This is a genomic window from Pedobacter sp. KACC 23697, from assembly GCF_045348445.1.
GTDB lineage: Bacteria > Bacteroidota > Bacteroidia > Sphingobacteriales > Sphingobacteriaceae > Pedobacter.
Window position 1 is genome coordinate 4,650,443 of sequence record NZ_CP157485.1, and the last position, 25,143, is coordinate 4,675,585.

Consider the following 25,143-nt stretch of genomic DNA (forward strand, 5'->3'; position numbering starts at 1 on the left):
TGTAAAAATACTTGTTGATTTGGCATCAAAAATTTTGTAATAAATCGATAACATCAGTCATTTTATTGCAACAATGTTGAATTAACATTCTGGTAAACTGATTGGAATATTGGTTGCCAATCCGCCATCTGATGTTTCTTTATATTTGGCATTCATGTCGAGTGCAGTTTCCCACATGGTATTTACCACGGCATCTAAACTTACTTTTGCCTTATCAGGATTACTCTGAAGTGCCAATTGGCTGGCGGTAATCGCTTTAATGGCGCCCATGGTATTTCTCTCGATGCAAGGAATCTGTACCAGGCCGCCGATCGGATCGCAGGTTAAGCCCAGATGATGCTCCATGGCTATTTCTGCTGCCATTAAAACCTGTCTTTGCGAGCCGCCTAAACACTCTGTTAAGGCTGCTGCAGCCATGGCTGAAGAAACGCCAATTTCGGCCTGACATCCGCCCATTGCGGCTGAAATTGTTGCCCCTTTTTTAAAAATACTGCCTATTTCTGAAGCACAGGCAATAAACCGGATAATTTTTTCTTCGCTATAACCATCACAAAAGGTGATAAAATATTGCAATACAGCAGGGATTACGCCTGCGGCACCGTTGGTAGGGGCGGTTACCACACGACCAAACGATGCATTTTCTTCATTAACGGCTAATGCGAAACAGCTTACCCAGTCTAAAATATAATTAAAGCCGTTTCCGCCCTTTCTGATGGCTGATACCCAACCCGTATAATCTGAATATTCGTTTTTGCCAATTAATCGCTTATTTAGTGGAAATGCTCTCCGCGCTACATTTAAGCCCCCCGGTAAAAAACCTGTGGTGTGGCAGCCACGATAAATACAGTCGCGCATCACGGCGAAATGCTGTAAAATGCCTTTTTTTGTTTCTGCTTCAGTACGCCAGGCCAGTTCGTTTTCCATTACGATTTCGCTCACCTTTAGACCGGTTGACAGGCACCAGTGCAATAGTTCCTTGGCTTTTTCTACAGGAAAGGGAAGGTCTACCTGAACTTTTTTGCTATTGTCTTCGCCTTCTTTTATCACAAAACCGCCACCAATAGAGTAATAGGTTTCTGAAAAAGCTTTTCCATCCTTTAAAAATGCCTGAAAAGTTACCGCATTGGGATGAAAGGGTAAACTTTCGGCAAAAAGGAAAAGCAGATCTTGATCGTAATCAAAATCAATAACTAAATGATCAGCAAGATTTAATTTTTTATCTCTTTGGATGCTTTCGAAAGTTGGGGTAACGGCATCTACATCAAACGTTACCGGATCGGCGCCTGTTAAACCCAATAGTATGGCTACATCAGTTCCGTGTCCTTTGCCTGTTTTGGCAAGAGAGCCATACAGCAATATCTTAATGCCTTCAACATTGTTAATCAGGTTTTGCTGTGTGAGGGAAGCCGTAAATTGCTGGGCAGCCCGCCACGGACCTAAAGTATGTGAACTGGATGGGCCGATACCTATTTTAAAAATATCGAAAACCGAAATTTGTTCCTTGATCATGATGAAAGTTAGTTATACAAAGCTATGATTGTTTTATGACTTTGGCTAAATTAATTTTGGCTGGAGGTGAAAATGTTTATCTTGGCGAGACCTAATTTAAACGCTTCAAAAATGGACTTTAACCCTACCGATCAAGTAATCGATCTAAGCTACTGTCGTGCTGGTTCAGGTATAAGGCTTGCTAATTATAGCATCGAACTGGTTGTTTTTACATTATTCTTTTTGGCATTTACATTTGTATCGGGATTTTAATGCCCGGAATTTCAGATGGAATCAATGAGCTTTTAGACTGATTAATTGCAATGGTTTGTTATGGCTTTATCAAGTGTTTAATAGAAGCCGCTTCAAGTGGAAATTTAATCAGAAAACTTATTGCAGAAACTAAATCCATAAACTAAGCTGGTAGCGAAATTGATTTCGCAAAAGCATTTTGGGCGAAATATGATCTGTGCGATTCCTTTTGATGCAATTAGTGTCCTCAACAATCCCTGGCACGATCGCTGGTCGGACACAATGGTGGTTGACGGGAAAAAACTGTCCTTGAAAACCCAAAGGGTAAATCTGTTTGATTCAGTTAAAAATCAAATTCAATAATATCATCATCCTTTAACATCCGCTCTACAAATTTCCGGTGGTTTTGCGGTGTACCGGTAGCGGTCCAGTTTCCGGTAATGATGTTGTTTACCAGCTGATGCTTACCACGTTGGGGCTTGAGCTTACTTTCTTTGAAAACTTCTTCGTAACTTTCTAAATCGCTGTTTGTATGTTGTTTTTTAACAATGCGATAGATCCTTTTGGTAAAACGTCGGTCGCCGATTTCTTCTAAAAAGGGGAAGATAATCAAAGCCAGCATTACCACAGCGGTAACACCAATGGCTTGTTCGTAATAGCCAGAGCCTACTGCCATGCCAATGGCAGCCACAATCCAGATGATACAGGCCGTAGTTAATCCTTTAACACGGTTTTCTTCTTTAAAAATTACGCCAGCACCCAAGAAACCGATACCTGTAACAATATTAGAGGCAATACGGTCTTGACTGGTTGGGCCTATTTTGATGGATAATATCGTGAATAGGGTTGCGCCTAAACCGATCATCATCATGGTTTTTAATCCGGCAGATTTACTTCTGTACTCGCGTTCGGCTCCGATTATGCCGCAAAGTAGGGTAGCCAATAAAAATTTATTGATTTCGCTTTGCGTAATAAAATGGTTTTGTTCTATAATTTCGTTCATCGCCTTTAATTATCAACGGCAAATTAATAAAAATCATAACATCTTAGTCCATTTGCACGGCCACCTGTTGAACTATTAGGGAAATATTTTTCGTAACCTACACCGATTTCGGATGTTCCGCCTGTATTGCTATAGTTGATCTTCGAAGTTGTGGCATCGTGACTAATGCCTAACCGGAATTTTTCGCCATTGGTTCTGCGGTTAAAAATATCGAAGATAACAGAAAATACAATCGCGTCATTTCCGTTTGAATTACCATCGTTACGGTACCAGATACCCGCATTTATGCTCGCATATTTATACTGCATGCCTGCACTGAACGATTTTACATTACCTTGTTTATAAGCAATTATAGACGGGATGAGGTAATTTCCATCCCGATCGTACTCATCAGGCATCAGGGTTAACTTGTAGCTTAAATTGCCTGAAATGCGCATTGGCAACCTGGCCTGAAAACCAGATAGGGACTCATCCGGACGGTTGAGGTGATGTAGCGATAATCCCATCATAAATTTTCCTACCACAAGGTTGGCGCCCGCATTTGAATCGAAATAATACCGGCTATCTACACCTGGCCTTTCTGCACCCGAAACACTGCCTGGAATGTAACCCGTAATATCGATCTGATCGCCAAATACCAGTTTATCCCAGTTTAGCTTTTGGTTGGTAATGCCTCCCTGCAAACCAAATGATAAAGCAAAATCATCTCCACCAATAATATAAGAATAGCTTAAGGCAATATTGTTCTTGAGCAGGTAGGCTGTACCTTCGCTGCTGCGGTTAAAAATAATCCCAATGCCGCTGTTTAGTCTAGGTAGATTGAGATCTCCTGAAGCCGTCATATACGAATAATCGCTGGCCAGACCAGTCCATTGGTTACGGTAGAGCGCGTTAAACCTGATGTCGCCTTCAAACTGCCCGGTAAGTGCCGGATTTAAATATATTGGCGCGTTGTAAAACTGTGAGTAAATGTGGTCCTGCGCCAAAGCAACCATTGGCAGCAATCCAAACAAAAATATGATTACCCGTCTACCCATTAGCTATCTGATTAAATATATTACACCGGTTTTTCGAGGAGGGGATGAATCGTAAGTCATCCCTTTCCAATCGCTTCCATTAATAAATTTGATGTCTACTTTCCAGTAATAAACACCCTGTGGCTGGTCCTGGCCTTTATATGTACCATCCCAACCCTCTGAAGGGGCACCATCATCTAATTTAGTTGTTTCCCAAAGCAACTCACCCCATTTGTTAAAAACAGACATGTTCCATTCTTTTATGCCACGTCCTTTTGCTTTAAAGATTCTAATCTCATTTTTGGTGCTGGCCGGCATGAACGAGTTGGGAATGCTCAAGTTGCCAGGTACACCAATAATGCTTACAGTTTGGAAAGTGGTAGAAGAACAGCCTTCTTTGTTCGATATTTTCAGGGTCACATTATAAGTGCCTTCATTGGCGTATGTATGATTAGGGTTTTGTAAAGTCGATTTTACACCATCGCCAAAAGACCACTCCCAGCTCACGGATCCTGCGCTGATATCTTTAAAGCCAAAAGTATAATTTGGAATAGCTAATTCGTTCCCCGGGCTAACAGTGAATGTAGCCACTGGTGGTGCAACGATATGGATGAAATCGGGTTTTGTTACGGCCTTCGAACAATCCAATGCGTTGATTGCAGTTAAAGTTACAGTGTAATTGACATCCGATCCGGTATAGGTATGCTGTGGTTCAAATTCATTTGAGATCGGAGAGCCATCGCCAAAATCCCATGCGTAACCGATAGCGCCAACACTTGTATTTTTAAATTTAACAATGAGGTTCGTACAGCCGGTCGTTTTATCGGTACTGAAATTTGTTGTAGGTTGGGCAAGCACCGTCACCGTTTCGGTAGCTGAATTTTTGGAACAATCATTTTCAGCATCTAGCCTGATGGTGTATCGCCCTGCTTTAAGAAAAGTATAAGGGAAAACACCAGTATTGGTGGTTGGGATGATTACGGGTGTCTCGCCGGAATCCTCATTGGTAATGGTATAAACGTATCTGCTGGCTCCACTGGTGTTATTTAAAAAATTAACAGTCCAGGGTGCACAACCTTTTTTCTCGTTACCATTTACCACTAAGGCCGGTATAATGTCATTTGGCGAAACCCTGATCACAACCGGAATTGCATTTGTCTCTCCACAGCTATTCTTAGCGGTCATGTTAACGGTAAAGTCTTTTACCACAAGTGTTTTAAAGGTATGGCTTATTGTATTCCTATCAGTAAGAGGACCTGACGAAGTGCCGTCACCAAAATCGTAGGTATAGGTTGTGCCCACGCTTTCTGGGCCGGTATTGATGAAGTTTACGAGAAGATCGGCACATCCAGTTGTTTTATCAGGCGAAAATATGGCAACAGGTTTGGCATGTACGATAACCGTTGCAGATGTAACAACAGCCGGACCGCAAGGTAAGGTTGTGGTGAGCGTAATGTTATAGGTTTTATCTTTTCCGCTTGGATCAGCCAGAAAAGTTATTGCTGCGGGTTGTGCAAGGGTAGAAGATTGTCCATTGCCAAAATCCCATGCATAAGTTGCGCTGTTCAGCGGATTAGTGGTATTGGTGAAAGTAACGCTAAGCGGGCCACAACCTTCTGTTGCGCTTTGTGAAAAAGATGGCGTTACGCTAGGAAAAGTACTAAACACTTCGCTTTTTTCGTCTGTATTACAACCCAGGCTACTGGTTACAACAAGTTTTATGGTTACGCTTTCATTACCATTTATGATGGTATATCCTGGAAATGTTGGTCCTGCTCCGATTTGTACATTATTGGCAAACCAGGTATAAACACTATTTCTATCCGGGTATAATGTTGCGGCAATATTGGTTGCATCGAGTTTAAAAGGTGCACAACCAGTGTTGTTAAGGTAAGTTATTTCAGCTTTCGCATTCGGGTTTACCGTGATCTTAACCTGGTTGCTTAAACTGTTATTGCAAACCCCGCTGGCTACTGATCGGCGGTAGTAAATGCTTACCGCAGGTGTTGGCGGTGTAAAGTTTAAACTGTTTGCGCCCAGTACATCACTCCAATCGGTTCCATTTAAGCTCGATTGCCATTGATAGGTATATGATCCGCTACCACCACTTGGGGTAATGCCTGTTAAAGTCGCAGCAGCCGTACCAATACATATGTTTTGATCGGCAGAAATGGTATTGTTGGTTAACCCTGGCAAAACGGTAAGCTGTACCGAATTACTGAAAGAGGGACAAGAGGTGCTGTTTACTACCCGCCTGAAATAACCAGAAGCAGTAGCTGTTATGGTTAAATCTTTATTAATGGCCGAAGGGATGTTTGTCCATATATTGCCGTCGGCACTGCTTTGCCACTGGTAGGCATAAGTGCCTGTTCCTCCCGTAGGTACATCGCCGTTGATGGTGGTAATCTGTCCTGAGCAAATGGGTGCAGCCGATGCGCTGATGTTATTGGTAACCAGCGGATAATAAGTAATGGTTACATCATCGGTAGAAGGTGGGCAAGCGCCTAAACCGGTAATGGTCCACCTGAAAGTATAAGTTTGCCCAGGTACTAAGCCGGTAACTAATGTATTGTATTGGCTGGGATCGGTAATTACAACCCCTGTTTGAGCTGATGTAATGATCCAGGTGCCACTGTTCGGCGATGGGTTATTTCCATTGAGATTAATACCGCTCCCGGTGCACAAGTTTTGGTCCGGGCCTGCGTTGGCTACAACCGTTCCGGGGTTTACCGTTATGGTGGTTACAGTAGAGAATGCTTCTGCACAGCTACCGCTTTGTACCACTGCACGGTATTGCGTGGTGATCGTGAGGTTAGCGTATCCATACGGATTTGCAGTTGAAGTAACCGTAGACCAGCTTACCCCATTATCAATAGATCTTTCCCATCGGATAATATTGCCAACCTGCCCTGTTAAATTGATGTTCCCGCCGTTTGCGCCCGCACATACATTCGCATCACCTGTGGTGGTGCCACCAATACTGAGCGGATTAACAGTGATTTGAACATCATCGCTTGCTGTAGAACAGTTAGTATCACTTATTGTCCATCTAAAAGTATAAGTATTTCCTGCCTGTAAACCATTGATGGTTGTATTTCCCTGTGTATCATCAGCAAAAGTCACAGCTGTTGGCGCAATAACGATGGTCCATTTGCCGGTACCAACTGCAGGCGTATTTCCTTTTAAAGTGTAGGTGCTGGTATTGCAGACCGCTTCATCCATGCCTGCATTTGGCAACGTTGCACTGGGCAAAACCGTAATGGTAATATTAACAGGCGTACCTGGACAGCCATTTGTAGATACGGGAGTAATGGTGTAGGTTACCGTACCTGTGGTGGTGCCTGAGTTGGTTAAAATATCGTTTATCTGTGTTTCTGCTGATGCAACATTTCGATTGCTGTTACCTGTAATGCTTCCGGTTACTGCGCTGCTGTAAGTGTAATTTACGCCTGCAAAATTGCCGGATAGGGTAATGGCCGATGATGTTTTGTTACAGATGCTTGAACTGGCCGATGTAACAGTAACAATAGGATTAGGCTTTACGGTAACCACCAAATTAAAAGGTGTTCCATTGCAGTCATCGAAATGCGGTGTGATGGTATAGGTTACGCTGGCATCGGCATTCAGATCGGTATTGTTGAGGATATCGTTAATGTTTCCAGTCCCGTTAGCCGAATATCCGGTTATAGATGGTGTTCCGGTAGCGGTCCAGGTGTAGGTTACGCCTGTTACAGCTGAAGTTGGGGTATATGCTACACTATTACCAGTACAAATGGTTTTGGTTGCGGCACTTGTTAAGCTAATGTCTGGTTTAATTTTTAAGATAATTTCATCATCAATCTGGTTACACGGAGCAGCCAGTGCGGTGGTAACCCTTAATGTTAAGGTAACGATACCGGCTCTTTTTTCATTTAATGTTGGCGTATAAACGGCATTTAAATCATTTCGGTTAGGTGTAAATGTACCTTGCCCCCCTACCCAGGTTTGTGTGGTTGTGGTTCCGGTTACCGTGCCACTTAAAGTAAAACCCGGATCATTAAAGCAGATGCTTTGGTCGGGCCCTGCACTAACCACAGGAGCCGTGCTGAAAGTAATTACCTGGATATCTTCTGCTGTACCACAATTATTCTGATGAATAACCTTTATGGTATAAGTATCATAACTGTCGAATTTTATAGAAGGATATTTTGAATTTGCCGTTGTTCCTCCGGTAAAGCTGTAAGTACCAGATGCAGATGGAACAACCGTCCACGTATAGGTGTCAGAAAGGTCTTGTGTAGTGCCTGTAATTAATGTTTTGGTTGGTCCTGTTGTGGTATTATTAAAATCGTAGGTTGCCAGGTTACACAGCGTAATATCAGGTGAAAGTGTAGCTTTAGGGCTTTCATTTACCACAACAGTTTTTGGCTGACTGGTAATCACACCGCATGACGGCGTACTGATGCTTAGCGTGATGATATAGGTGCCAGGATTGGAGAAACTGAATACAGGTTCTTTACTTGCTGCGTTGGTGCCACTTACAAAACCAACTGAAGGGCTAACAGACCATGAATAGTTATTTACTGTGTTGCAGATATTATCTAAAACAGAAAGATCAGTTGGTTTTAATGTTGACCCGGCACAGATTGTACTTGATGGTAAACTAAAATCTGGCTTCGAAGGATCCTGAATGCAGATTTTCATTTCTACCGGATCGGCGTTACATGCGCCAGAAGTGTTTGATTCTAACCGGATAGTATGTTCGCCACGTGTAGTAAATTTGTGTACCAGATTATATGATCTGGGTTGGTTTGCTTTTACCGGTACACCGTCTACATACCAGTTGTATGTTACCTCATTGGGCGTACATCCTACGGTATTGGTGTTTGGATTTTCGCCAAGTGTAGATGTGTTTAAAAAAGTAATGTCGGCATTGGTACAGCCAGGGCTATTGAAAGCAAAAGAGTTTATTGGTTTAACCACTACTCTGGCGGATGAAGAAACCGGTGTGCCAATGATACCGCAAAAACTGTTCGATACATTGATGGATACATCAAAAGCATTAAAAATGGTACCGGCACTAGAGGTTGAAACGCTTCCGCAGGAAGATTTCATATAGGAGTGTGCTACAGTACCACCATTATTGATAATATCACAGAGCGTATAAGTGGTTGTAGATTGGTCGCCCCAGTTAATGGTGTAAATATTACCCGGGAAGTTATTCTGGATTCCGGAGGCTGAAGTAACATCAACATTAAATGTGAGGGCCCCTAATGGCAAACATACCACCGTGTTCCCTGTATTGGCAAAGGCGGTAATGGTTTTATTATTAATTAACAGGTAGGCTTTGGTGGCAACCGAACCATTAGGCATGACGGCCTTGGTGTAAATGGTATAATGCGATTGTTGAGCCGTAAAATTTTGTATCGGTGTAGGGAAAGACAATGTGGTTATGCCGCCTCCACTGCCCTGATCGGTTACTGTCGCCGTAACATTACTATTTGCCGTAGATTCGTTAGTGATCAAAAAAGAATTATTCGGCTTACTCATACAGGTGCCAAAAGTTTCTCTATTGTTGTTATTTAAATAGGTTGAGGTGAGTTTGGCTTCAACTGGTGCTCCGGCTTTAACCTCAAAAGGGGTAGAGGTGGCACTGACAGAAGTTGGGAGCGTTGTTTTAACCCGAACGCGATAGCCTGTTCCTGGTGTAAGGCCTGTGGGAAGTAGTCCGTTTACGTAAGTGCTATAGAAGCCTGCATAAGATCCGATAAGTGTTTCTGCTGCGAAACTTCCATTTTGATCTGATAAATAGAGTTGAAATTGATTTCCCTGGGCGATGCAGCTGGCCGGCATTTGAAAAGGAACAGCAATTGTACTACCTGGGGTGTATGGTCCGGGATCTACCGTGCCAATATTTACCTGTGCGAAAACATTCGACACAAGCAGAATCATCCCAAAAAATAGGACAAAAGAAAGCCTTACCCTTGTACAACAAATCTTCATAAACCTCTAATAGTAGGGAATGATTTTATTGTGTTCTGGTAGCTTTGTCAGTTTAACTTGCTTTAGTCTAATATCAGGAGTGAGTATTTGACTGGAGACACATCAATAAATATTCGATATAATTTACGTAGTTTTTATATTACATCTGTAAAATTTTACACCAAAACAAACTAAATGAGTAGGTTATAGTTGCGGTAAGCTTCTTTTTTGATGTATTAAAGCATAAAAAAACCCTCAAGTTATAATAGCTTGAGGGTTTTTTTACACGAAATCGTTTCGTTAAAGGTGAATATTACATCATACCACCCATACCGCCGCCACCCATTGGAGGCATTGGAGTACCACCTTCTTCAGGTTCGTCTGCTAAAACAACTTCTGTGGTTAATAACATGGCTGCAATTGATGCTGCATTTTCTAAAGCTACACGGCTTACTTTAGTTGGGTCGATCACACCGGCACCAATTAAGTTTTCGTAAGCACCGGTACGTGCATTATAACCAAAATCTGCAGTACCTTCTTTAACTTTTTGTACTACGATAGAACCTTCGATACCTGCGTTTTCGCAAATCTGACGTAATGGCTCTTCAATAGCACGACGGATAATCTGGATACCTGTGTTTTCGTCTTCGTTAGCACCTTTTAAATCAGCGATTGAAGCTACAGCACGGATGAAAGCTACACCACCACCTGCAACAATACCTTCTTCTACAGCTGCACGGGTTGCGTGTAAAGCATCATCAACACGGTCTTTTTTCTCTTTCATTTCAACCTCACTTGCTGCACCAACATAAAGTACTGCAACACCGCCAGCCAATTTAGCTAAACGCTCCTGTAGTTTTTCTTTATCGTAGTCAGAAGTAGTGGTTTCGATTTGTGCTTTAATCTGGTTAACGCGAGCTTTAATATCATCTGTGTTACCTGCACCGTTAATTACAGTTGTATTGTCTTTATCAACAACAACTTTCTCAGCAGAACCTAAATAAGTTAAATCAGCATTTTCTAATTTGTAACCTCTTTCTTCAGAAATAACAGTACCGCCGGTTAAGATGGCGATGTCTTCTAACATGGCTTTTCTTCTATCACCAAATCCTGGGGCTTTAACAGCCACAACTTTTAGTGAACCACGGATTTTGTTAACCACCAAAGTAGCTAAAGCTTCGCCGTCTAAATCTTCAGAAATGATTACTAATGGTTTGCCAGTTTGAACTGTTTTTTCTAAAACCGGCAACAATTCTTTCATGTTGCTGATTTTTTTGTCGTAGATTAAAATGTAAGGGCTATCTAATTCAGCTTCCATTTTATCTGCATTGGTCACAAAATATGGAGATAAATAACCTCTGTCAAATTGCATACCTTCAACTGTTTTAACTTCAGTTTCAGTACCTTTTGCTTCTTCAACAGTAATTACACCATCTTTACCAACTTTACCCATTGCCTCAGCAATTAAAGCACCGATTACTTCATCGTTGTTAGCAGAGATAGATGCAACTTGTTTAATTTTATTGTTGTCTTCACCTACAGTTTGCGATTGTGCTTTTAAATTTTCTACAACAGCTGCAACTGCTTTATCGATACCACGTTTTAAATCCATTGGATTTGCACCAGCAGCAACGTTTTTAATACCGGTAGTGATGATTGCCTGAGCCAATACGGTAGCAGTAGTCGTACCATCACCAGCAATATCAGCTGTTTTTGAAGCTACTTCTTTAACCATTTGAGCACCCATGTTCTCAACCGCATCTTTCAATTCGATTTCCTTCGCTACGGTAACACCATCTTTGGTAATTGCTGGTGATCCGAATTTTTTATCGATAATTACGTTACGTCCTTTTGGACCTAATGTTACTTTAACTGCATTTGCAAGAATATCAACACCTCTTTTCAGGGCGTCGCGTGCTTCTACGTTATATTTTACTTGTTTTGACATTTCTTTTTTGAATTTTGAATGATTGTATGAGAGAATGATTGAATTTGTATTCTTTCATTCTAACATTATTATTTTATTTGTTGATTAATGCTGAATTCTCTCATTTGAAATTCAGTCATTCAATCATTAATTATTACCCAACAACCGCGTAAATATCAGTTTCACGCATAATCAGGTAATCTTTACCTTCATAAGGGAACTCCGTACCACCATATTTGCCATAAATTACAACATCGCCAACTTTTACGCTCGCTTTTTTACCTTCAGAATCTTCTTCGGAAACAGAAACTACAGTTCCTTTAGATGGTTTTTCTTTTGCAGTATCAGGGATATACAAACCTGATGCAGTTTTTTCTTCTGCCGCAGCCGGTTCAACGATTACTCTGTTCGAACTGCCAGCAATTGGTTTAAGGTTTAACGCCATAACTTTTATTTATTTTTTATTTTGATTTGAATTTTTTAACTGAACTTACAATTAACACTTTTTATGCCAAGTGATTTAGCGGGACAAATTTTCACCAAACTGTCAATCTTTTCATGCTAATGATTTGTGGGCGTGTCAGCATGGCAGTATGTTTTGGTTTTTTAGCGAATAGAGAAACGTCATTGTACTGAATAATTTATGGCATAAAATTCAGTTTTTGGCTCTCCCGTGCAATCATCATCCAATCGCGATCGGATGCGAGAAGGCTTTTTCAGCATGCAGCCTGTTCAGAAACTTAGGAATTCCTCCTTGCCATGACAAAGCTAAATCTATTTAGATCAATTTCTTCGTTTCGCCACCAAGCTCATTTACATTTCCTTTTCGGTTAAATATTTCCAATACCTCTTGGGCACATGCTGCACATGTAGTTTGGTGTTTTTACGAGCTACGATATTTGCGCTTTTAAAATAATCTTTCCAGAGTGTTGCATATAAAACCTCGCTTTCATCCATCAAAATTGATGCTGGACTTGATTTATTTATGCCATTGGTAAAACTGATCGTAATTTCTTCAACTGAGGTTAAATTATAGTGCAGGCCATATTTCCGTTTTAAATCATAAATTACCCATTGCTGGTCGGCATATCGGTTTTTAAAATGATTGGATATTAAAGGCAGCACATTAAAATCAGGATCGATACCAGCATAAAATATCCCATCGCCGGTTTTCTGAAAGCGGATAAACGCTTCCATCCGGTGTTTCTCACGCTCTACACTTTTGGCATATTTAGAAAGAGCAATAACATGCTCATTGCCATAGTTGCCTTCTGCACCAGCGGCATGTTTAAAAATGTAAATCGAAAATTGAAAGAGATGGTTGTAAGCTTCCGGAATTTCTGATAAATAGCTGCAGTAAAATTTGCGGAGCCATTCTTTCTTCAGTTTTTTCTGAAGCCCTGCCCAAACGCGGTCGGCCTTGGTTGCATCGGTAATCACCGTAAAACTTTCTGCAAAAGCTTCTGGCTGAAACATTTCGGTTGATTTGAGCATTGTTTTGCCAGGCTTATGCTCAAACCATTCAAAAACGGCTGTTAAAAGCCCTTGTAGTGAACCATCGAAAATGTAGGTCATTGGGGGAATAGTTTAATTGTCATTCTTAACGTAGTGAAGAATCCTCAGGCGATGAAAAGCAGAACCCACGAGCTGTTCAGGATTAAAAGATCATTTACTCCGTTCGGGATGACTGCACATTTAAAACAAAATCATCTGGTTACTATCCGTTTTAAGATACTTACTCTGACTTTCAGCCAGAATAAAAGCCTTAATCTGCGTTCCCTGATAATCTTTTAGTTGGTATGGCGTATCTAAACAGGTGATAAAATGTTTGGCGCGGTTATAAGCCACACCTATTTTTTTTAACTGATCAATTCTGAGTTTGCCAAATTTACGGGCCTGCACAATTTTCTTAGCCGACATAACGCCGATCCCAGGTATGCGAAGGATCATTTTATAATCAGCGGTGTTAATATCAACCGGAAAATGTTGCATATTTCTAATTGCCCAGCTTAATTTTGGATCGATATCAATATCCAGATTTGGATTGGCATCGTTTAAAATTTCCTGTACCTTAAAACCATAAAAGCGCATCAGCCAATCGGTTTGGTATAATCGGTTTTCTCTTAACAAAGGTGGTTGTGTGCCCAGTACAGGCATTCTCGTATCGTTACTAATGGGAACGTAACCTGAATAGTATACTCTTTTTAAAGAGAAGTTATTGTAAAAGGCATTAGCGGTGTACATAATATCTTTATCGCTCTCAGGCGTGGCGCCAATAACCATTTGTGTGCTTTGCCCTGCCGGTACAAATTTCGGGATATGCTTGATTAATTTTTTATCTGCCGAGAACTGGGTAATCTGTTTTTGTACAAAGTCTAGCGGTTTAATCACGTCAGCATGGCTTTTTTCAGGGGCCAAAAGTTTTAACCCGGCCTCGGTAGGCATTTCTAAATTGATGCTCATCCGGTCGGCATACAGCCCGGCTTCTTTTATCAATTCATCACTGGCACCAGGTATGGTTTTTAGGTGGATGTAGCCATTATAATTTTGCTCTAAACGCAATTTTTTTACCACCAATAGAAGTCTTTCCATGGTAAAATCGGCATTTTTAAAAATTCCCGAACTGAGAAACAAGCCTTCTATATAATTTCGGCGGTAAAAATTCATAGTCAGTTCTACTACCTCATCTACTGTAAAAGCTGCACGTTTGATGTCGTTACTTTTACGTGAAACGCAAAATAAACAATCGTAAATGCAATGATTGGTAAGCAGGATTTTTAATAAAGAGACGCATCTGCCATCTTCTGTATAGGTATGGCAAATGCCAGAGGTATGGCTGTTACCAAGTCCTTTATTATCATTCTTTCTCGTGCCGCCGCTTGATGAACAAGAAACATCATACTTAGCAGCGTCAGCAAGAATATTTAATTTTTCACGGATACGATCAAACATAGGTAGTATTTTGCTAACAAAGATAGTTTAATAACTAAAAATATTAGCAAATAAATCAGTTTAATCTATTCGAATTTGGAATAATCGTAGGAAGCAGAAGTTATTTGCCTTCCCATTCTTTATAAAAGTGCTCCAGGTAAAGCAGCATGAAATTATGCCTTTCTGTTGCCATTGCTTTTCCTGCCTCAGTATTCATCATATCTTTTAATAGCAGCAGTTTTTCGTAAAAATGGTTAATAGTTGGTGCAGTTGTATTTTTATAGCTTTCTTTGCTGAGGTGTTCTTCTGGTAAAATGGCCGGATCGTAAAGTACCCTGTTTTTGAATCCTCCGTAGGTAAATGCCCTGGCAATTCCGATCGCGCCTATCGCGTCTAAACGGTCAGCATCCTGTACAATCTGCATTTCTTTTGAAGTAAAAACAGCACCATCAAAGCTATTTTTGAACGACATGTTTTGGATAATCAGTTTAACATGTGCAATAACTGCTGCATCAACAGCAATTGATGACAGGAAAGAAGCAGCCATATTCGGCCCCAGCTCCTCATCTCCATTATTAAATTTAGGATCAGCAATATCATGCAACAATGCGGCGAAAGCCACGACAAGTTCATCACCATTTTCTTGTTGGTTAATGGTTTGCGCTGTTTTAAAAACACGCTCTATATGAAACCAATCGTGCCCGGCTTCGGCGTTGGCTAGTGTTTTTTGAACAAAATCGATGGTTTTTTGAATGGAAGCCTGCATAGGTATTAATTTATTCCAAAGGTATCGGAATTATCTGCAGGGTACAAAAAATGATACCAACAGCAACGGTTTATTTTGCCGTCGCTGTTCTTTTTTCGTCATCAGCAATGATTTTAATCAAATCGGCATGATTTAAGGTTAATAAATGTGGTACTTCAACCTCTAAAATTGCTGCTATCTGAAATAAACGGTCGATGGTTAATTTGCTGTAACCGAGCTCAATTTTGCTGTATGCATTTTGGGATATTTTTAATTTCGCTGCAAGATAATCCTGAGTATAATCTCTGTATTCTCTAATTTTTCTAATATTCCCGGCAACATTCTTTGTTTTTAAAGCCAATACATCTTCCATAAAAAGGATAATTTTTTAATGTTCTTCTCATATTTACGGAAATCTTTTTATCACAGATTTCGGAATGGCGTATATTCAGCACTAATAGGAATCACGCGAAACGGTAGAAAGTAATATTTATTACAGCAAAGGAACAACCTAAGCGTTTAATGTATTCTCATTGCGAGTTGATAATCAATGTCTTATAAAAACTTTAATCCACTTTGCTTCGTTTCTTAAATAACCCCGGCCGTTAAACGCTGGTTTATAAAAGGAGTAGCCGAAAACCTCAAACAGAGTAGGCATTATTAAAATTAGAAAACGTTATGAAACTTCAAGAGTTAAATTTAAACGAAATGAAAGAAATCAACGGTGGTGGTTTATTTGGTGGTAATGATTCATCGAATTCAGGTGGTCTGTTAGGATCTATCGGAATTGGTAATCTATTATCATTTTCAAATGAAACCCAAAACGGAGATGAATCGAGTAAAACCTCGTTCTCTTTAGGGAATAACATTGGTGGAAGCTTAGAAGGATTATTCAAAAGCTTAACCAGCTAATTTGACGTAGTAACTCAATTTATAAAAAAGGACCTTTTCGGAGGTCCTTTTTTATATGCAATTTAATTTACAGCAATAGAAAATTTATCAGAAAAAGAACTTGCAGCCATGGGCGGCGGTGGCTTGTTTAACGTCAATCAGGCGCTCAGTTCTCTAGATCAGAAAAAATAGTTTAATAATAATGTTAACAAAGACGATCAAATTGGTCTTTGTTTTTTGAAGAAAACCAAAACGATTTAAATGCGTATATCATTTAGATATGGATAGCGACAAATATATATTTCCGAAAGAAATTATTGAAAATACGGCCGAATACCATTTTCATACACATCACTCGTATACTAAGATTATATATCAGGTAATTCTTGTGATATTGATCATTGCTTTCTTAGCGATGTTCCTGATCAAGGTGGATGTAAATGTGAAAAGCACGGGGCTCTTTAGGCCAACCGCCGAACGCAATGAGATTAAACCACTGATTGCTGGCCGTATCGATTCGCTTTTCATCAAGGAGAATATGCATGTTAAGGCCGGACAGGTTTTACTTACCATTAAAAAAGAGAATATAGAAAGCCAGGATGCGCTAAACCAGTTTCAGCAAACTGATGTGGAAGATCAGCTATATGATCTTGGTTTGTTAATTAATGCCTATAAAAGAAATAATTGGTCTAAAAAACTGCCCTTAAAATCTGGTGTTTACGGTCAGCAATACAGTTTGTTTATGCAGCGGGTTACCGAGGCTAGAGCACGTTACCAGCTCGCGTTTAAAAATTACGAACGTTACACCTACCTTTATAAAAGAAAAGCGGTTTCGGCCCTTGAGTATGATGAGGTAAAACTTAAAAAGGATAATGTATTTAATGAACTTTCTTTAATTGGGGAGGAACAGGGCAGTAAGTGGCAGACAGAATTTAACCAGTTGACTATCCAAAATCAACAATTAGGATCGCGATACAGGCAATATCAGGAAGAAAAAGAATTTTATACGATTAAGGCACCCCTGACAGGTACAGTGCAGCAGTTAAAAGGTATCCAGCCCGGAAGTTCTATTTCTGCTAACGAAATTTTAGGTGAAATATCACCTGATTCGGGGCTTATTGCCGAAACTTATGTTCAGCCCAAAGATATTGGTTTATTACATGTAGGAACTAAGGCAAGGTTTCAGATCGATGCCTATAACTACAATGAATGGGGAATGGCCACCGGGAAAGTAATATCCATTTCAAGTGACGTTTTTATGCCAAATGGTGAACAGCCTTTTTTTAAGGTCAGGTGCCTGCTTGATAAAAACAGCTTGAAACTTCGTAATGGTTATGTTGGGAAAATTAAAAAAGGGATGACCTTACAGGCCCGCTTTTTTGTTACCCGTAGAACATTGTTCCAGTTGCTTTACGATAAAGCAGACGACTGGTTAAATCCCAACATGATTCCCCAAAGCAAAGCAACCCAAATATCACGCCTATGAAAAGCATCAAGCAATTATTCGGTGCTTTAACATCAGGTAAAAAAGCAAAGAAAACCATTATCAAACAGCATGACGTTACCGATTGTGGTGCGGCATGTTTGGCCTCAATTGCCATTCATTATGGTTTGGATATGCCCATTGCACGGATCAGGCAGTATGCCTCTACCGATAAAAAAGGCACCAATGTACTTGGACTGATAGAAGCATCGGCACGACTGGGCTTTTCGGCAAAGGGTGTAAAAGCCGCCTATGATAATCTTTTTACCATTCCCTTACCTGTTATTGCACATGTAAACCATAATAACATTGCGCACTACATTGTGCTTTACAGCATCAACGAATCGTATGTAGAGGTGATGGATCCTGCTTATGGCGAAATGCAAAAGTTAACACCGGATGAATTCAGGCAAAAGTGGACGGGTGTGCTGATTATGCTTTTACCGGGAGATGATTTTACTGCAGGTACCGAAAGGATTTCGCTTGAAAAAAGATTTCTTTACCTGTTAATGCCGCATAAATCGGTATTGATGCAGGTATTGATCGGTGCAATTTTTTATACCATACTGGGTTTATCGACGTCTATCTTTCTTCAGAAAATAGTCGACAATGTTTTACCGGAAGGAAATACAAATCTGTTAAATTTAATGGGCACTGTGATGATCATTATCATTCTGGTGCAGATCTTTATCAATTATGCCAAAACCCTGCTCACCATTAAAACTGGTCAGCAGATCGATGCGAGGCTCATTCTAGGTTATTACAAACACCTTCTCAAACTACCACAGTCTTTTTTTGATACGATGAGGGTAGGTGAAATCATTTCGCGGATGAACGATGCGGTAAAAATAAGGGCATTTATAAACGATGTACTCGTTGGTTTTGCTGTCAATATTTTCATTTTGATTTTTTCTTTCGCCTTAATGTTTACCTATTACTGGAAGCTGGCCCTCATTATGCTTACGGTGGTGCCATTGTATGCACTCGTATATTATGTATCTAACCGGTTGAATAAAACCACGCAACGCCAACTGATGGAAAAAAGCGCCGAACTCGAGAACCAATTGGTAGAATCGGTCAATTCGGTAAGTACCATCAAACGTTTTGGCCTTGAAAATTTTTCAAACCTTAAAACAGAAATCAGGTTTATCAATCTCTTAAAAACAGTTTACACTTCAGGTACCAATTCGCTTTTAGTGGGTAATGCCAGTGGTTTTATCTCCAGTATTTTCGCGGTTATCCTGCTTTGGGCAGGCGCAAGTTTTGTATTGCAGAATATGATTACCCCGGGCGAGCTTTTATCTTTTTATGCTATAATAGGATACTTTACCGGTCCTGTAATCAGTTTAATCGGAATGAACAAAATATTTCAGGATGCACGGATCGCTGCCGACAGGCTTTTCGAAATCATGGATCTGGAAAGGGAGAAAACCGAAAACCGGACTCATTTAACACCTGATATGATTGGCGATATCGAATTTAGAAATGTAAATTTCAGGTATGGAACCAGGGTAACGGTGTTTGAAGGTTTTAGCCTGCATGTTCAGAAAGGAAAAATTACTGCCGTGGTAGGTGAAAGTGGGTCTGGGAAAACCACGCTGCTATCACTGCTACAGAATATTTATCCGCTCCAGTCGGGAAATATTATGATAGGTGAATTCGATATTAATTACATCACCAACGAAAGTTTACGTAAAATGGTGGCGGTGGTACCTCAGGATGTACATCTTTTTGCAGGCAATGTGATTGAGAATATTGCGGTGGGCGAAATGGAACCTGACATGAAAAAAATTATCCACATCTGTGCTCAATTGCACATTATGGACTTTATTGAGCGGTTACCCAATGGATTTGATACCTATCTTGGTGAAAATGCAACCAATTTATCCGGCGGGCAACGGCAGCGTTTGGCTATTGCAAGGGCTTTATACCGTGACCCAGAGATTTTGATTCTGGACGAGGCAACATCTTCGCTAGATTCCTCTTCCGAAGAGCATATTCACCATGCCATTTCCTCGCTGCGTGAAAAAGGCAAAACCATTATTTTAATTGCTCACCGTTTAAGTACAGTGGTAAATGCAGATAAGATTGTAGTTTTAAAAGAGGGAAAACTGATAGAAGAGGGCACGCACGAACAGCTAATTAAATTAGATGGTATGTACACCGGCATGTGGCATAAACAATTTCCATCAATTGCTGCGGCTGTTAAAAAAGGAAAGAATAAAGCTGCTACTGAAAATTTAGATGCCAAAAATTAATATAAACCCCAGTCATCTTCAAACTCATCTTTTTCGAAATATTTAACCCATTCGATAAAGAGTAGGCGAAATTTTTCGATTTCGCCTAACACGATGTCTTTATATTCCGGATTGCATATTTCGAACATATCTGCTGCCCTTACCTGGGTTTCTAACTCTCGGCAGTTGGTTCGGATGATAGAAGCGTTTTCCATTCTTAAAATATACATATCTGCACCCTCTGCACCAACAATTTTAGGACACAGCATCAGGGCGTTCTGCATAATTAGGTTAGCGGTCATTTCGGCCATTTCTCCTTCCAGTGTTTCGCAGAACAGGGCCGCATATTTGTACACGGCTCTTGCCTGGTTGTAAAGGCTTTTAGCTCTGGTCACTTTTAGTCTAACCTTTTCCGCATCAACGCTTGATAGGTTTTCTTCAGTCTCATCATCCCGGCCAAACCGGCTAAAATGCTCCCACTCGGGCATATGATCCATGTCATCAAATTCCATATTTTTCAATTTTCTACGTTATGGTACGTAATAGAGCGTAATATATTAATTTCCAATGAAAAAGACTATGCATCAACTAAAGGTGCCCTGCGCGAGCCTTCATACAATTCATATTCCAACAAACGACAGTCTAATTTACCATTATAAAATTCAACTTTTTTGGCAGCTTTTAACCCAATTTTCTTTGCAAGATCAGGATTTCCGGTGAAAATATAACCAGCATAGCCTTTACACTTCGTTTTCATAAAATCACCCATACGTTTATAGGTTAATTCCAGCTTGCTGTGCACCCCTAGGCGCTCCCCATACTCAGGGTTAAAAACAACGACACCCTTGCCATCTTCGGGCACCGGTGTTAATTCAAAATCGCAAGCTTCAAATTCAATTAAAGTATCTACACCTGCTGTTTTAGCATTTCTACGTGTAACTTCAACTGCATCTTCCGAAAGATCAGATGCTACAATTTTAAAATCGATATTTTTAATCACCTGATCTTTTAAAATTCTGCGTTCAGCGAAAAAAACTTCTTCGTTGTAACCTAATATATGCATAAAACCATAGTTCATGCGGTATAAACCAGGAGCGCGGTTGGTTGCCATCAGGGCGGCTTCAATAGCTAAGGTTCCTGATCCGCACATGGGATTGATAAATGCCGATTTTTTATCCCACTTGGTTGCTAAAATAACCCCTGCTGCCAATGCTTCTAACATAGGGGCTTTTCCTGGGATTTTACGATAACCGTGTTTGGCAAGGGTTTCGCCTGAAGTATCCATAAAAACATCTGCATCAGCATCTTTCCAATATAAATGCACTACCGTTTTATTTGCGTCTGATCCAGAGTTAGGGCGGATGCCTTTTTTCTCTTTCATGCGGTCTACTATCGCATCCTTTACCTTTAAGTTGGCAAAAAGGGGTGTGGTAATATTGGGGTTATCAACATTTGAAGTTACAGAGAAATAACCCGAAAAATCAATCAATTCTTCCCATTCAATGGCTGCAATTTCATGATACAGATCATCTGGTGTAACGGCTTTGAAACTTTTTATGGCATATAGAATTTGACTGGCACAGCGTAGGTTCAGGTTTAGCTTAATGCACTCTGTAAGGGTAATATTGAGTTCAACGCCCGTAGCAAAAGACCGTTCGATGGTATAGCCTAAAGCTGTAACTTCTTCTTGTAGGTAGGGCGAAAGGCGCTTATTGCAGGTAATAATTACCTTGCTTTTATTGTGGAAAACTTGCATCATAATATATGCGAAGTTATCAATAAAATTATAGAGATTTGATGTTTATAGTACATTAAGTAGTATTAGTTATGGAAATTAAAGGAAAAGTACACGAAGTAGGTGCCACGCAACAAGTAAGTGAAACGTTTAAAAAACGTGATTTAATAGTAGAATACGCAGAAAATCCAACATACCCAGAATATATCCGTTTTGAGGCTTTACAAGATAAAACTGCATTATTAGATACATTTAAAGCAGGCGATGAGGTTGAGGTTTTCTTTAATTTACGTGGTCGCCCATGGACAGATAAAACGGGTAAAACATCATATTTTAACAGCTTGGTTATTTGGCGCATCAATGCCGTTGCAGCAGGTGCTCCGGCAGCTACGCCTGCTTATGCAGCGCCGGTTGATGTAAGCAATGCGCCGGGTGAAGATGATGATTTGCCTTTCTAAATAAAGAGTCTTTTTTAAGCAAACAATTTTGAACCATGCCGAGGCCTAGCCTCGGCATTTTTTTTGCCTCTCCGCCAGATTACCGAAGTTTCGCCGGGGCGCGGACCTGGTCAACTACAGAAGTCTGCTGTGGGCTGTTAAAATATGTTAAAAACAAATACTTCACTTAGCTAATCAGTATTTTTGGTATCTGTTTAAATTTAAGAAGATTATGCCCGGTTTTTTTAGTTTTAAAAACCAATCTAATTCATGAAAAAAAGAAGTTTTTGGTTAATTACGGTTTTAATGACGGTGGCGCTACTGGGCGTATTTGTAATGCAATTGTATTACATACGGGAATCGTACAAACTAAAATCCCAGCTTTTTGATGAACAGGTAAATCAAACACTTACATCGGTGGTAAATAAGTTGCAACGTAGAAATGTTGCCGATCACTTAAACCGGAAAGATGCTGAAAATAAGTTAAAACAGTTACAGGACTCCAGGCAGCGTGCATTGGATATTAAGGATTTAAGGCAGCAATATGTACAGGAAGCAGAGCTGCGGCAGGCCGAGCGCGAAAATCAGATTGAGCGCTACCTGAATCAACAGGATAGTATTATCCGGGTATCTTACCGGGCGCCAAATGTAATTTCTGAACGGGAATATACTTCATTAAGTTCGGAAAATGGTGATAAACTGGATTTGCAGATGGATGCCATTATTGATATTAAAAGTCTTATTTTAAAAGGTTATAGCATGCGCAGCAAACCTTTTACCGCACCACCCAAAACATTCGAATTTAAAAGTTTACAGAGTTTGCCGGATACATTAAGATATCTCGTTTTTGACCCCCGGGATGGTAGTCCGGGTTTTGCAAATGTTCCAAAGATTCCGAACGATTTACAGAAAAAATTTCAACGGGAGGATGAAATTGAACGGAAAAAATTGGCCCTTAAAATTGCTGCGCTCGGTAAAGATACTTTTTCCTATACCCGATCAAGCGTGGTTGAGGATGTATCTAAAGAATTGCAGGAAACCAATGTACCTATATATAAACGCATTAATTTTAGCTCTTTGGGGCGCTTATTGGAACAAGAACTCCTGGCCAATAACATTTCATTAGTGCCCTCTTACCGGATTTCGTTGGCCCGGAAAGATTCGACCATTTTCATGATGGCATCTCATGTTAAAGGAGCATTTTTACCGGAAAACACCTATAAAACACCTTTATTCGGAAATGATATTTTTCGCGATCCCGGAATGCTCTTTGTTAGTTTTCCAGATAAAAATTCGGCTATCATAGCTAATCTTAGTGCTACACTTGCATCTTCGATTGGTTTATTACTGGTGCTTGTTTTCATCTTCTCTTATACACTTTATGCTATTTTAAAACAGAAAAAGCTGTCGGAAATGAAAACCGATTTCATCAATAACATGACACATGAGTTTAAAACGCCGGTGGCCACAATCATGATTGCCAGCGAAGCGCTAAAGGATCCGGAGGTGACCGCAGATAAAGCCCGGTTAAAACGTTTGGCAGGAATCATTTATGATGAAAATGTTCGCCTGGGAAGCCATATTGAACGGGTCTTAAGTATCGCCCGCTTAGAGAAGGGAGAACTTAAAATGGAGAACACAGAGGTTGATGTGAACGATTTGATTGTGATTGTGCTGGATAGCATGGAATTGCAGCTGCAGAAAAGAAATGCCATAATCAATGTGCATACCGATGCAGAAAATGCTGTTATATATGGCGACGAACTTCACTTGTCTAATGTAATTTATAACCTGATTGATAATGCGAATAAATACAGCAGTGATACGCCTGAAATTACCATTACTACCCGAAATGCCGGTAAAAATTTAATTATTGAAATAGCGGATAAGGGTATAGGCATGACCAAAGAGCAATCTAAAAGGATTTTCGACCAGTTTTATAGGGTACCCACTGGTAATTTACATGATGTTAAAGGCTTTGGTCTTGGCTTAAATTATGTTCAGGATATTATTAAAAAACTGAACGGAACGGTAAAGGTAAGCAGCGAAAAAGATAAAGGAACAACATTCGAAATATCGTTACCTTTATAAAGGCTTAAACATTGCTACAAAAAGCTCGCTTATCGATGTGTTATTAAATTGAACGGTTTAATTGGCTCCTGATAGAATTAATTAATCTACAGCATGAATTAAACCGTCATATATATTCAGAATCAAAAGCTAATGTGGCTAAAGCCACCTATTGATAAAAACAAGAAAATGAAAAAAATACTTCTGGTAGAAGACGACCCAAATTTAGGTTTACTGTTACAAGACTATCTGCAGCTGAAAGGCAAGTTTGATGTGGTGCTTTGTAATGATGGGGAAGATGGATTAAAAGCATTTAACAAACAAAACTTCGATTTATGTATTTTAGATGTGATGATGCCCAAAAAAGATGGCTTTACCTTAGGTAAAGATATTAGAAAGGTAAACACACAGGTGCCCATTATTTTTGCAACGGCTAAAACCATGTTAGAAGATAAATCTGCTGCCTATGATTTAGGTGGAGATGATTATATTACCAAACCATTTCGTATAGAAGAGCTTTTACTGCGTATTAATGCCATGTTTAAGCGGATAGCGAATAAAACAGATAAAAATGATGAGGTTGCCGAAACGCAGTTTTCTATTGGCCGGTATCATTTCGACTATACTACCCAGATTATTACCGATAACGATCATCAGCAAAAACTATCGACCAAAGAAGCCGAACTGTTAAGGTTATTGTGTTTGAAAAAGAATACTGTTTTAACCCGAGAGGAGGCATTGTTAAGCATCTGGCATGATGATAATTACTTTAACGGAAGAAGTATGGATGTATTTTTAAGCAAGTTACGCAAGTACCTTAAGGCTGATCCTGCTGTTGAAATTATTAATGTGCACGGAAAAGGTTATAAGTTGTTGGTGGGGTAATGTTTTGAGTCAGAATGTTCTGCCGTATCATTCTTAAACTTATGATTTTCTGTAATTGTTAAAAGTTGCACTGTTATAAAGT

Annotated in this window: 18 protein-coding genes; 6 read left to right on the plus strand and 12 right to left on the minus strand. The window is 40.0% G+C overall.

The window, feature by feature from the left end; translation table 11 throughout:
• Positions 1–81 precede the first annotated feature (81 nt).
• From ABEG20_RS18895 to ABEG20_RS18940, 10 genes are all read right to left on the minus strand, one after another.
• Positions 82–1,509: an L-serine ammonia-lyase gene (locus tag ABEG20_RS18895; protein WP_406824795.1), complete on the minus strand. Its 1,428-nt coding sequence runs from the start codon at positions 1,507–1,509 to the stop codon at positions 82–84.
• A gap of 574 nt (positions 1,510–2,083) precedes the next feature.
• Positions 2,084–2,743: an MgtC/SapB family protein gene (locus tag ABEG20_RS18900; protein WP_406824796.1), complete on the minus strand. Its 660-nt coding sequence runs from the start codon at positions 2,741–2,743 to the stop codon at positions 2,084–2,086.
• Positions 2,744–2,766: 23 nt separating this feature from the next.
• Entirely contained in the window at positions 2,767–3,780 is a 1,014-nt protein-coding gene (locus ABEG20_RS18905; protein WP_406824797.1) for a PorP/SprF family type IX secretion system membrane protein, read from the minus strand.
• Positions 3,781–3,783: 3 nt separating this feature from the next.
• Positions 3,784–9,690 carry a PKD domain-containing protein gene (locus ABEG20_RS18910; protein WP_406824798.1) on the minus strand — a complete coding sequence of 1,969 codons (5,907 nt, stop codon included), beginning with the start codon at positions 9,688–9,690 and terminating at the stop codon, positions 3,784–3,786.
• A gap of 343 nt (positions 9,691–10,033) precedes the next feature.
• Positions 10,034–11,668: a chaperonin GroEL gene (groL, locus tag ABEG20_RS18915; protein ID WP_406824799.1), complete on the minus strand. Its 1,635-nt coding sequence runs from the start codon at positions 11,666–11,668 to the stop codon at positions 10,034–10,036.
• A 133-nt stretch (positions 11,669–11,801) separates the two neighbouring features.
• On the minus strand, positions 11,802–12,092 hold the full coding sequence (gene groES / locus ABEG20_RS18920) for a co-chaperone GroES (protein ID WP_025141798.1): 291 nt from the start codon (positions 12,090–12,092) through the stop codon (positions 11,802–11,804).
• Positions 12,093–12,460: 368 nt separating this feature from the next.
• Entirely contained in the window at positions 12,461–13,222 is a 762-nt protein-coding gene (locus tag ABEG20_RS18925; protein WP_406824800.1) for a TIGR03915 family putative DNA repair protein, read from the minus strand.
• Between the two features lie 120 nt (positions 13,223–13,342).
• Positions 13,343–14,599 (minus strand): putative DNA modification/repair radical SAM protein, encoded by a 1,257-nt coding sequence (locus tag ABEG20_RS18930; RefSeq protein WP_406824801.1) that lies wholly within the window; start codon positions 14,597–14,599, stop codon positions 13,343–13,345.
• Positions 14,600–14,699: 100 nt separating this feature from the next.
• Entirely contained in the window at positions 14,700–15,344 is a 645-nt protein-coding gene (locus ABEG20_RS18935) for an HD domain-containing protein (RefSeq protein WP_406824802.1), read from the minus strand.
• Between the two features lie 70 nt (positions 15,345–15,414).
• Entirely contained in the window at positions 15,415–15,696 is a 282-nt protein-coding gene (locus ABEG20_RS18940; protein ID WP_406824803.1) for a helix-turn-helix domain-containing protein, read from the minus strand.
• Between the two features lie 335 nt (positions 15,697–16,031).
• On the opposite strand from ABEG20_RS18940, the gene ABEG20_RS18945 reads away from it, so the two are divergent.
• From ABEG20_RS18945 to ABEG20_RS18955, 3 genes are all read left to right on the plus strand, one after another.
• Positions 16,032–16,235: a hypothetical protein gene (locus ABEG20_RS18945; RefSeq protein WP_406824804.1), complete on the plus strand. Its 204-nt coding sequence runs from the start codon at positions 16,032–16,034 to the stop codon at positions 16,233–16,235.
• A gap of 259 nt (positions 16,236–16,494) precedes the next feature.
• Positions 16,495–17,700 carry an HlyD family secretion protein gene (locus ABEG20_RS18950; RefSeq protein ID WP_406824805.1) on the plus strand — a complete coding sequence of 402 codons (1,206 nt, stop codon included), beginning with the start codon at positions 16,495–16,497 and terminating at the stop codon, positions 17,698–17,700.
• Positions 17,697–19,955 carry a peptidase domain-containing ABC transporter gene (locus tag ABEG20_RS18955; RefSeq protein WP_406824806.1) on the plus strand — a complete coding sequence of 753 codons (2,259 nt, stop codon included), beginning with the start codon at positions 17,697–17,699 and terminating at the stop codon, positions 19,953–19,955. The genes ABEG20_RS18950 and ABEG20_RS18955 overlap by 4 nt, the downstream gene beginning before the upstream one ends.
• Here the strand turns inward: ABEG20_RS18955 and ABEG20_RS18960 are convergent.
• A complete protein-coding gene (locus ABEG20_RS18960) occupies positions 19,952–20,446 on the minus strand; it encodes a hypothetical protein (RefSeq protein ID WP_406824807.1) in 495 nt (164 codons plus the stop codon). The two genes, ABEG20_RS18955 and ABEG20_RS18960, sit on opposite strands and share 4 nt — an antisense overlap.
• A 65-nt stretch (positions 20,447–20,511) precedes the next feature.
• Positions 20,512–21,690: a class I SAM-dependent RNA methyltransferase gene (locus tag ABEG20_RS18965; RefSeq protein ID WP_406827403.1), complete on the minus strand. Its 1,179-nt coding sequence runs from the start codon at positions 21,688–21,690 to the stop codon at positions 20,512–20,514.
• A 71-nt stretch (positions 21,691–21,761) separates the two neighbouring features.
• Between ABEG20_RS18965 and ABEG20_RS18970 the strand changes: the two genes are divergently transcribed.
• The 3 genes from ABEG20_RS18970 (at position 21,762) to ABEG20_RS18980 (ending at position 25,061) form a co-directional block, all read left to right on the plus strand.
• A complete protein-coding gene (locus ABEG20_RS18970; protein ID WP_090501562.1) occupies positions 21,762–22,127 on the plus strand; it encodes a DUF3127 domain-containing protein in 366 nt (121 codons plus the stop codon).
• Between the two features lie 249 nt (positions 22,128–22,376).
• Positions 22,377–24,197: a sensor histidine kinase gene (locus ABEG20_RS18975; protein ID WP_406824808.1), complete on the plus strand. Its 1,821-nt coding sequence runs from the start codon at positions 22,377–22,379 to the stop codon at positions 24,195–24,197.
• Positions 24,198–24,365: 168 nt separating this feature from the next.
• A complete protein-coding gene (locus ABEG20_RS18980) occupies positions 24,366–25,061 on the plus strand; it encodes a response regulator transcription factor (protein ID WP_406824809.1) in 696 nt (231 codons plus the stop codon).
• The last annotated feature ends 82 nt before the right edge of the window (positions 25,062–25,143 follow it).

Coding starts and splice junctions, on each gene's coding strand:
- ABEG20_RS18895 (WP_406824795.1), bottom strand. CDS start 1,509: ATGATCAAGGAACAAATTTCGGTTTTCGATATTTTTAAAATAGGTATC.
- ABEG20_RS18900 (WP_406824796.1), bottom strand. CDS start 2,743: ATGAACGAAATTATAGAACAAAACCATTTTATTACGCAAAGCGAAATC.
- ABEG20_RS18905 (WP_406824797.1), bottom strand. CDS start 3,780: ATGGGTAGACGGGTAATCATATTTTTGTTTGGATTGCTGCCAATGGTT.
- ABEG20_RS18910 (WP_406824798.1), bottom strand. CDS start 9,690: ATGATTCTGCTTGTGTCGAATGTTTTCGCACAGGTAAATATTGGCACG.
- groL (WP_406824799.1), bottom strand. CDS start 11,668: ATGTCAAAACAAGTAAAATATAACGTAGAAGCACGCGACGCCCTGAAA.
- groES (WP_025141798.1), bottom strand. CDS start 12,092: ATGGCGTTAAACCTTAAACCAATTGCTGGCAGTTCGAACAGAGTAATC.
- ABEG20_RS18925 (WP_406824800.1), bottom strand. CDS start 13,222: ATGACCTACATTTTCGATGGTTCACTACAAGGGCTTTTAACAGCCGTT.
- ABEG20_RS18930 (WP_406824801.1), bottom strand. CDS start 14,599: ATGTTTGATCGTATCCGTGAAAAATTAAATATTCTTGCTGACGCTGCT.
- ABEG20_RS18935 (WP_406824802.1), bottom strand. CDS start 15,344: ATGCAGGCTTCCATTCAAAAAACCATCGATTTTGTTCAAAAAACACTA.
- ABEG20_RS18940 (WP_406824803.1), bottom strand. CDS start 15,696: ATGGAAGATGTATTGGCTTTAAAAACAAAGAATGTTGCCGGGAATATT.
- ABEG20_RS18945 (WP_406824804.1), top strand. CDS start 16,032: ATGAAAGAAATCAACGGTGGTGGTTTATTTGGTGGTAATGATTCATCG.
- ABEG20_RS18950 (WP_406824805.1), top strand. CDS start 16,495: ATGGATAGCGACAAATATATATTTCCGAAAGAAATTATTGAAAATACG.
- ABEG20_RS18955 (WP_406824806.1), top strand. CDS start 17,697: ATGAAAAGCATCAAGCAATTATTCGGTGCTTTAACATCAGGTAAAAAA.
- ABEG20_RS18960 (WP_406824807.1), bottom strand. CDS start 20,446: ATGGAATTTGATGACATGGATCATATGCCCGAGTGGGAGCATTTTAGC.
- ABEG20_RS18965 (WP_406827403.1), bottom strand. CDS start 21,690: ATGCAAGTTTTCCACAATAAAAGCAAGGTAATTATTACCTGCAATAAG.
- ABEG20_RS18970 (WP_090501562.1), top strand. CDS start 21,762: ATGGAAATTAAAGGAAAAGTACACGAAGTAGGTGCCACGCAACAAGTA.
- ABEG20_RS18975 (WP_406824808.1), top strand. CDS start 22,377: ATGAAAAAAAGAAGTTTTTGGTTAATTACGGTTTTAATGACGGTGGCG.
- ABEG20_RS18980 (WP_406824809.1), top strand. CDS start 24,366: ATGAAAAAAATACTTCTGGTAGAAGACGACCCAAATTTAGGTTTACTG.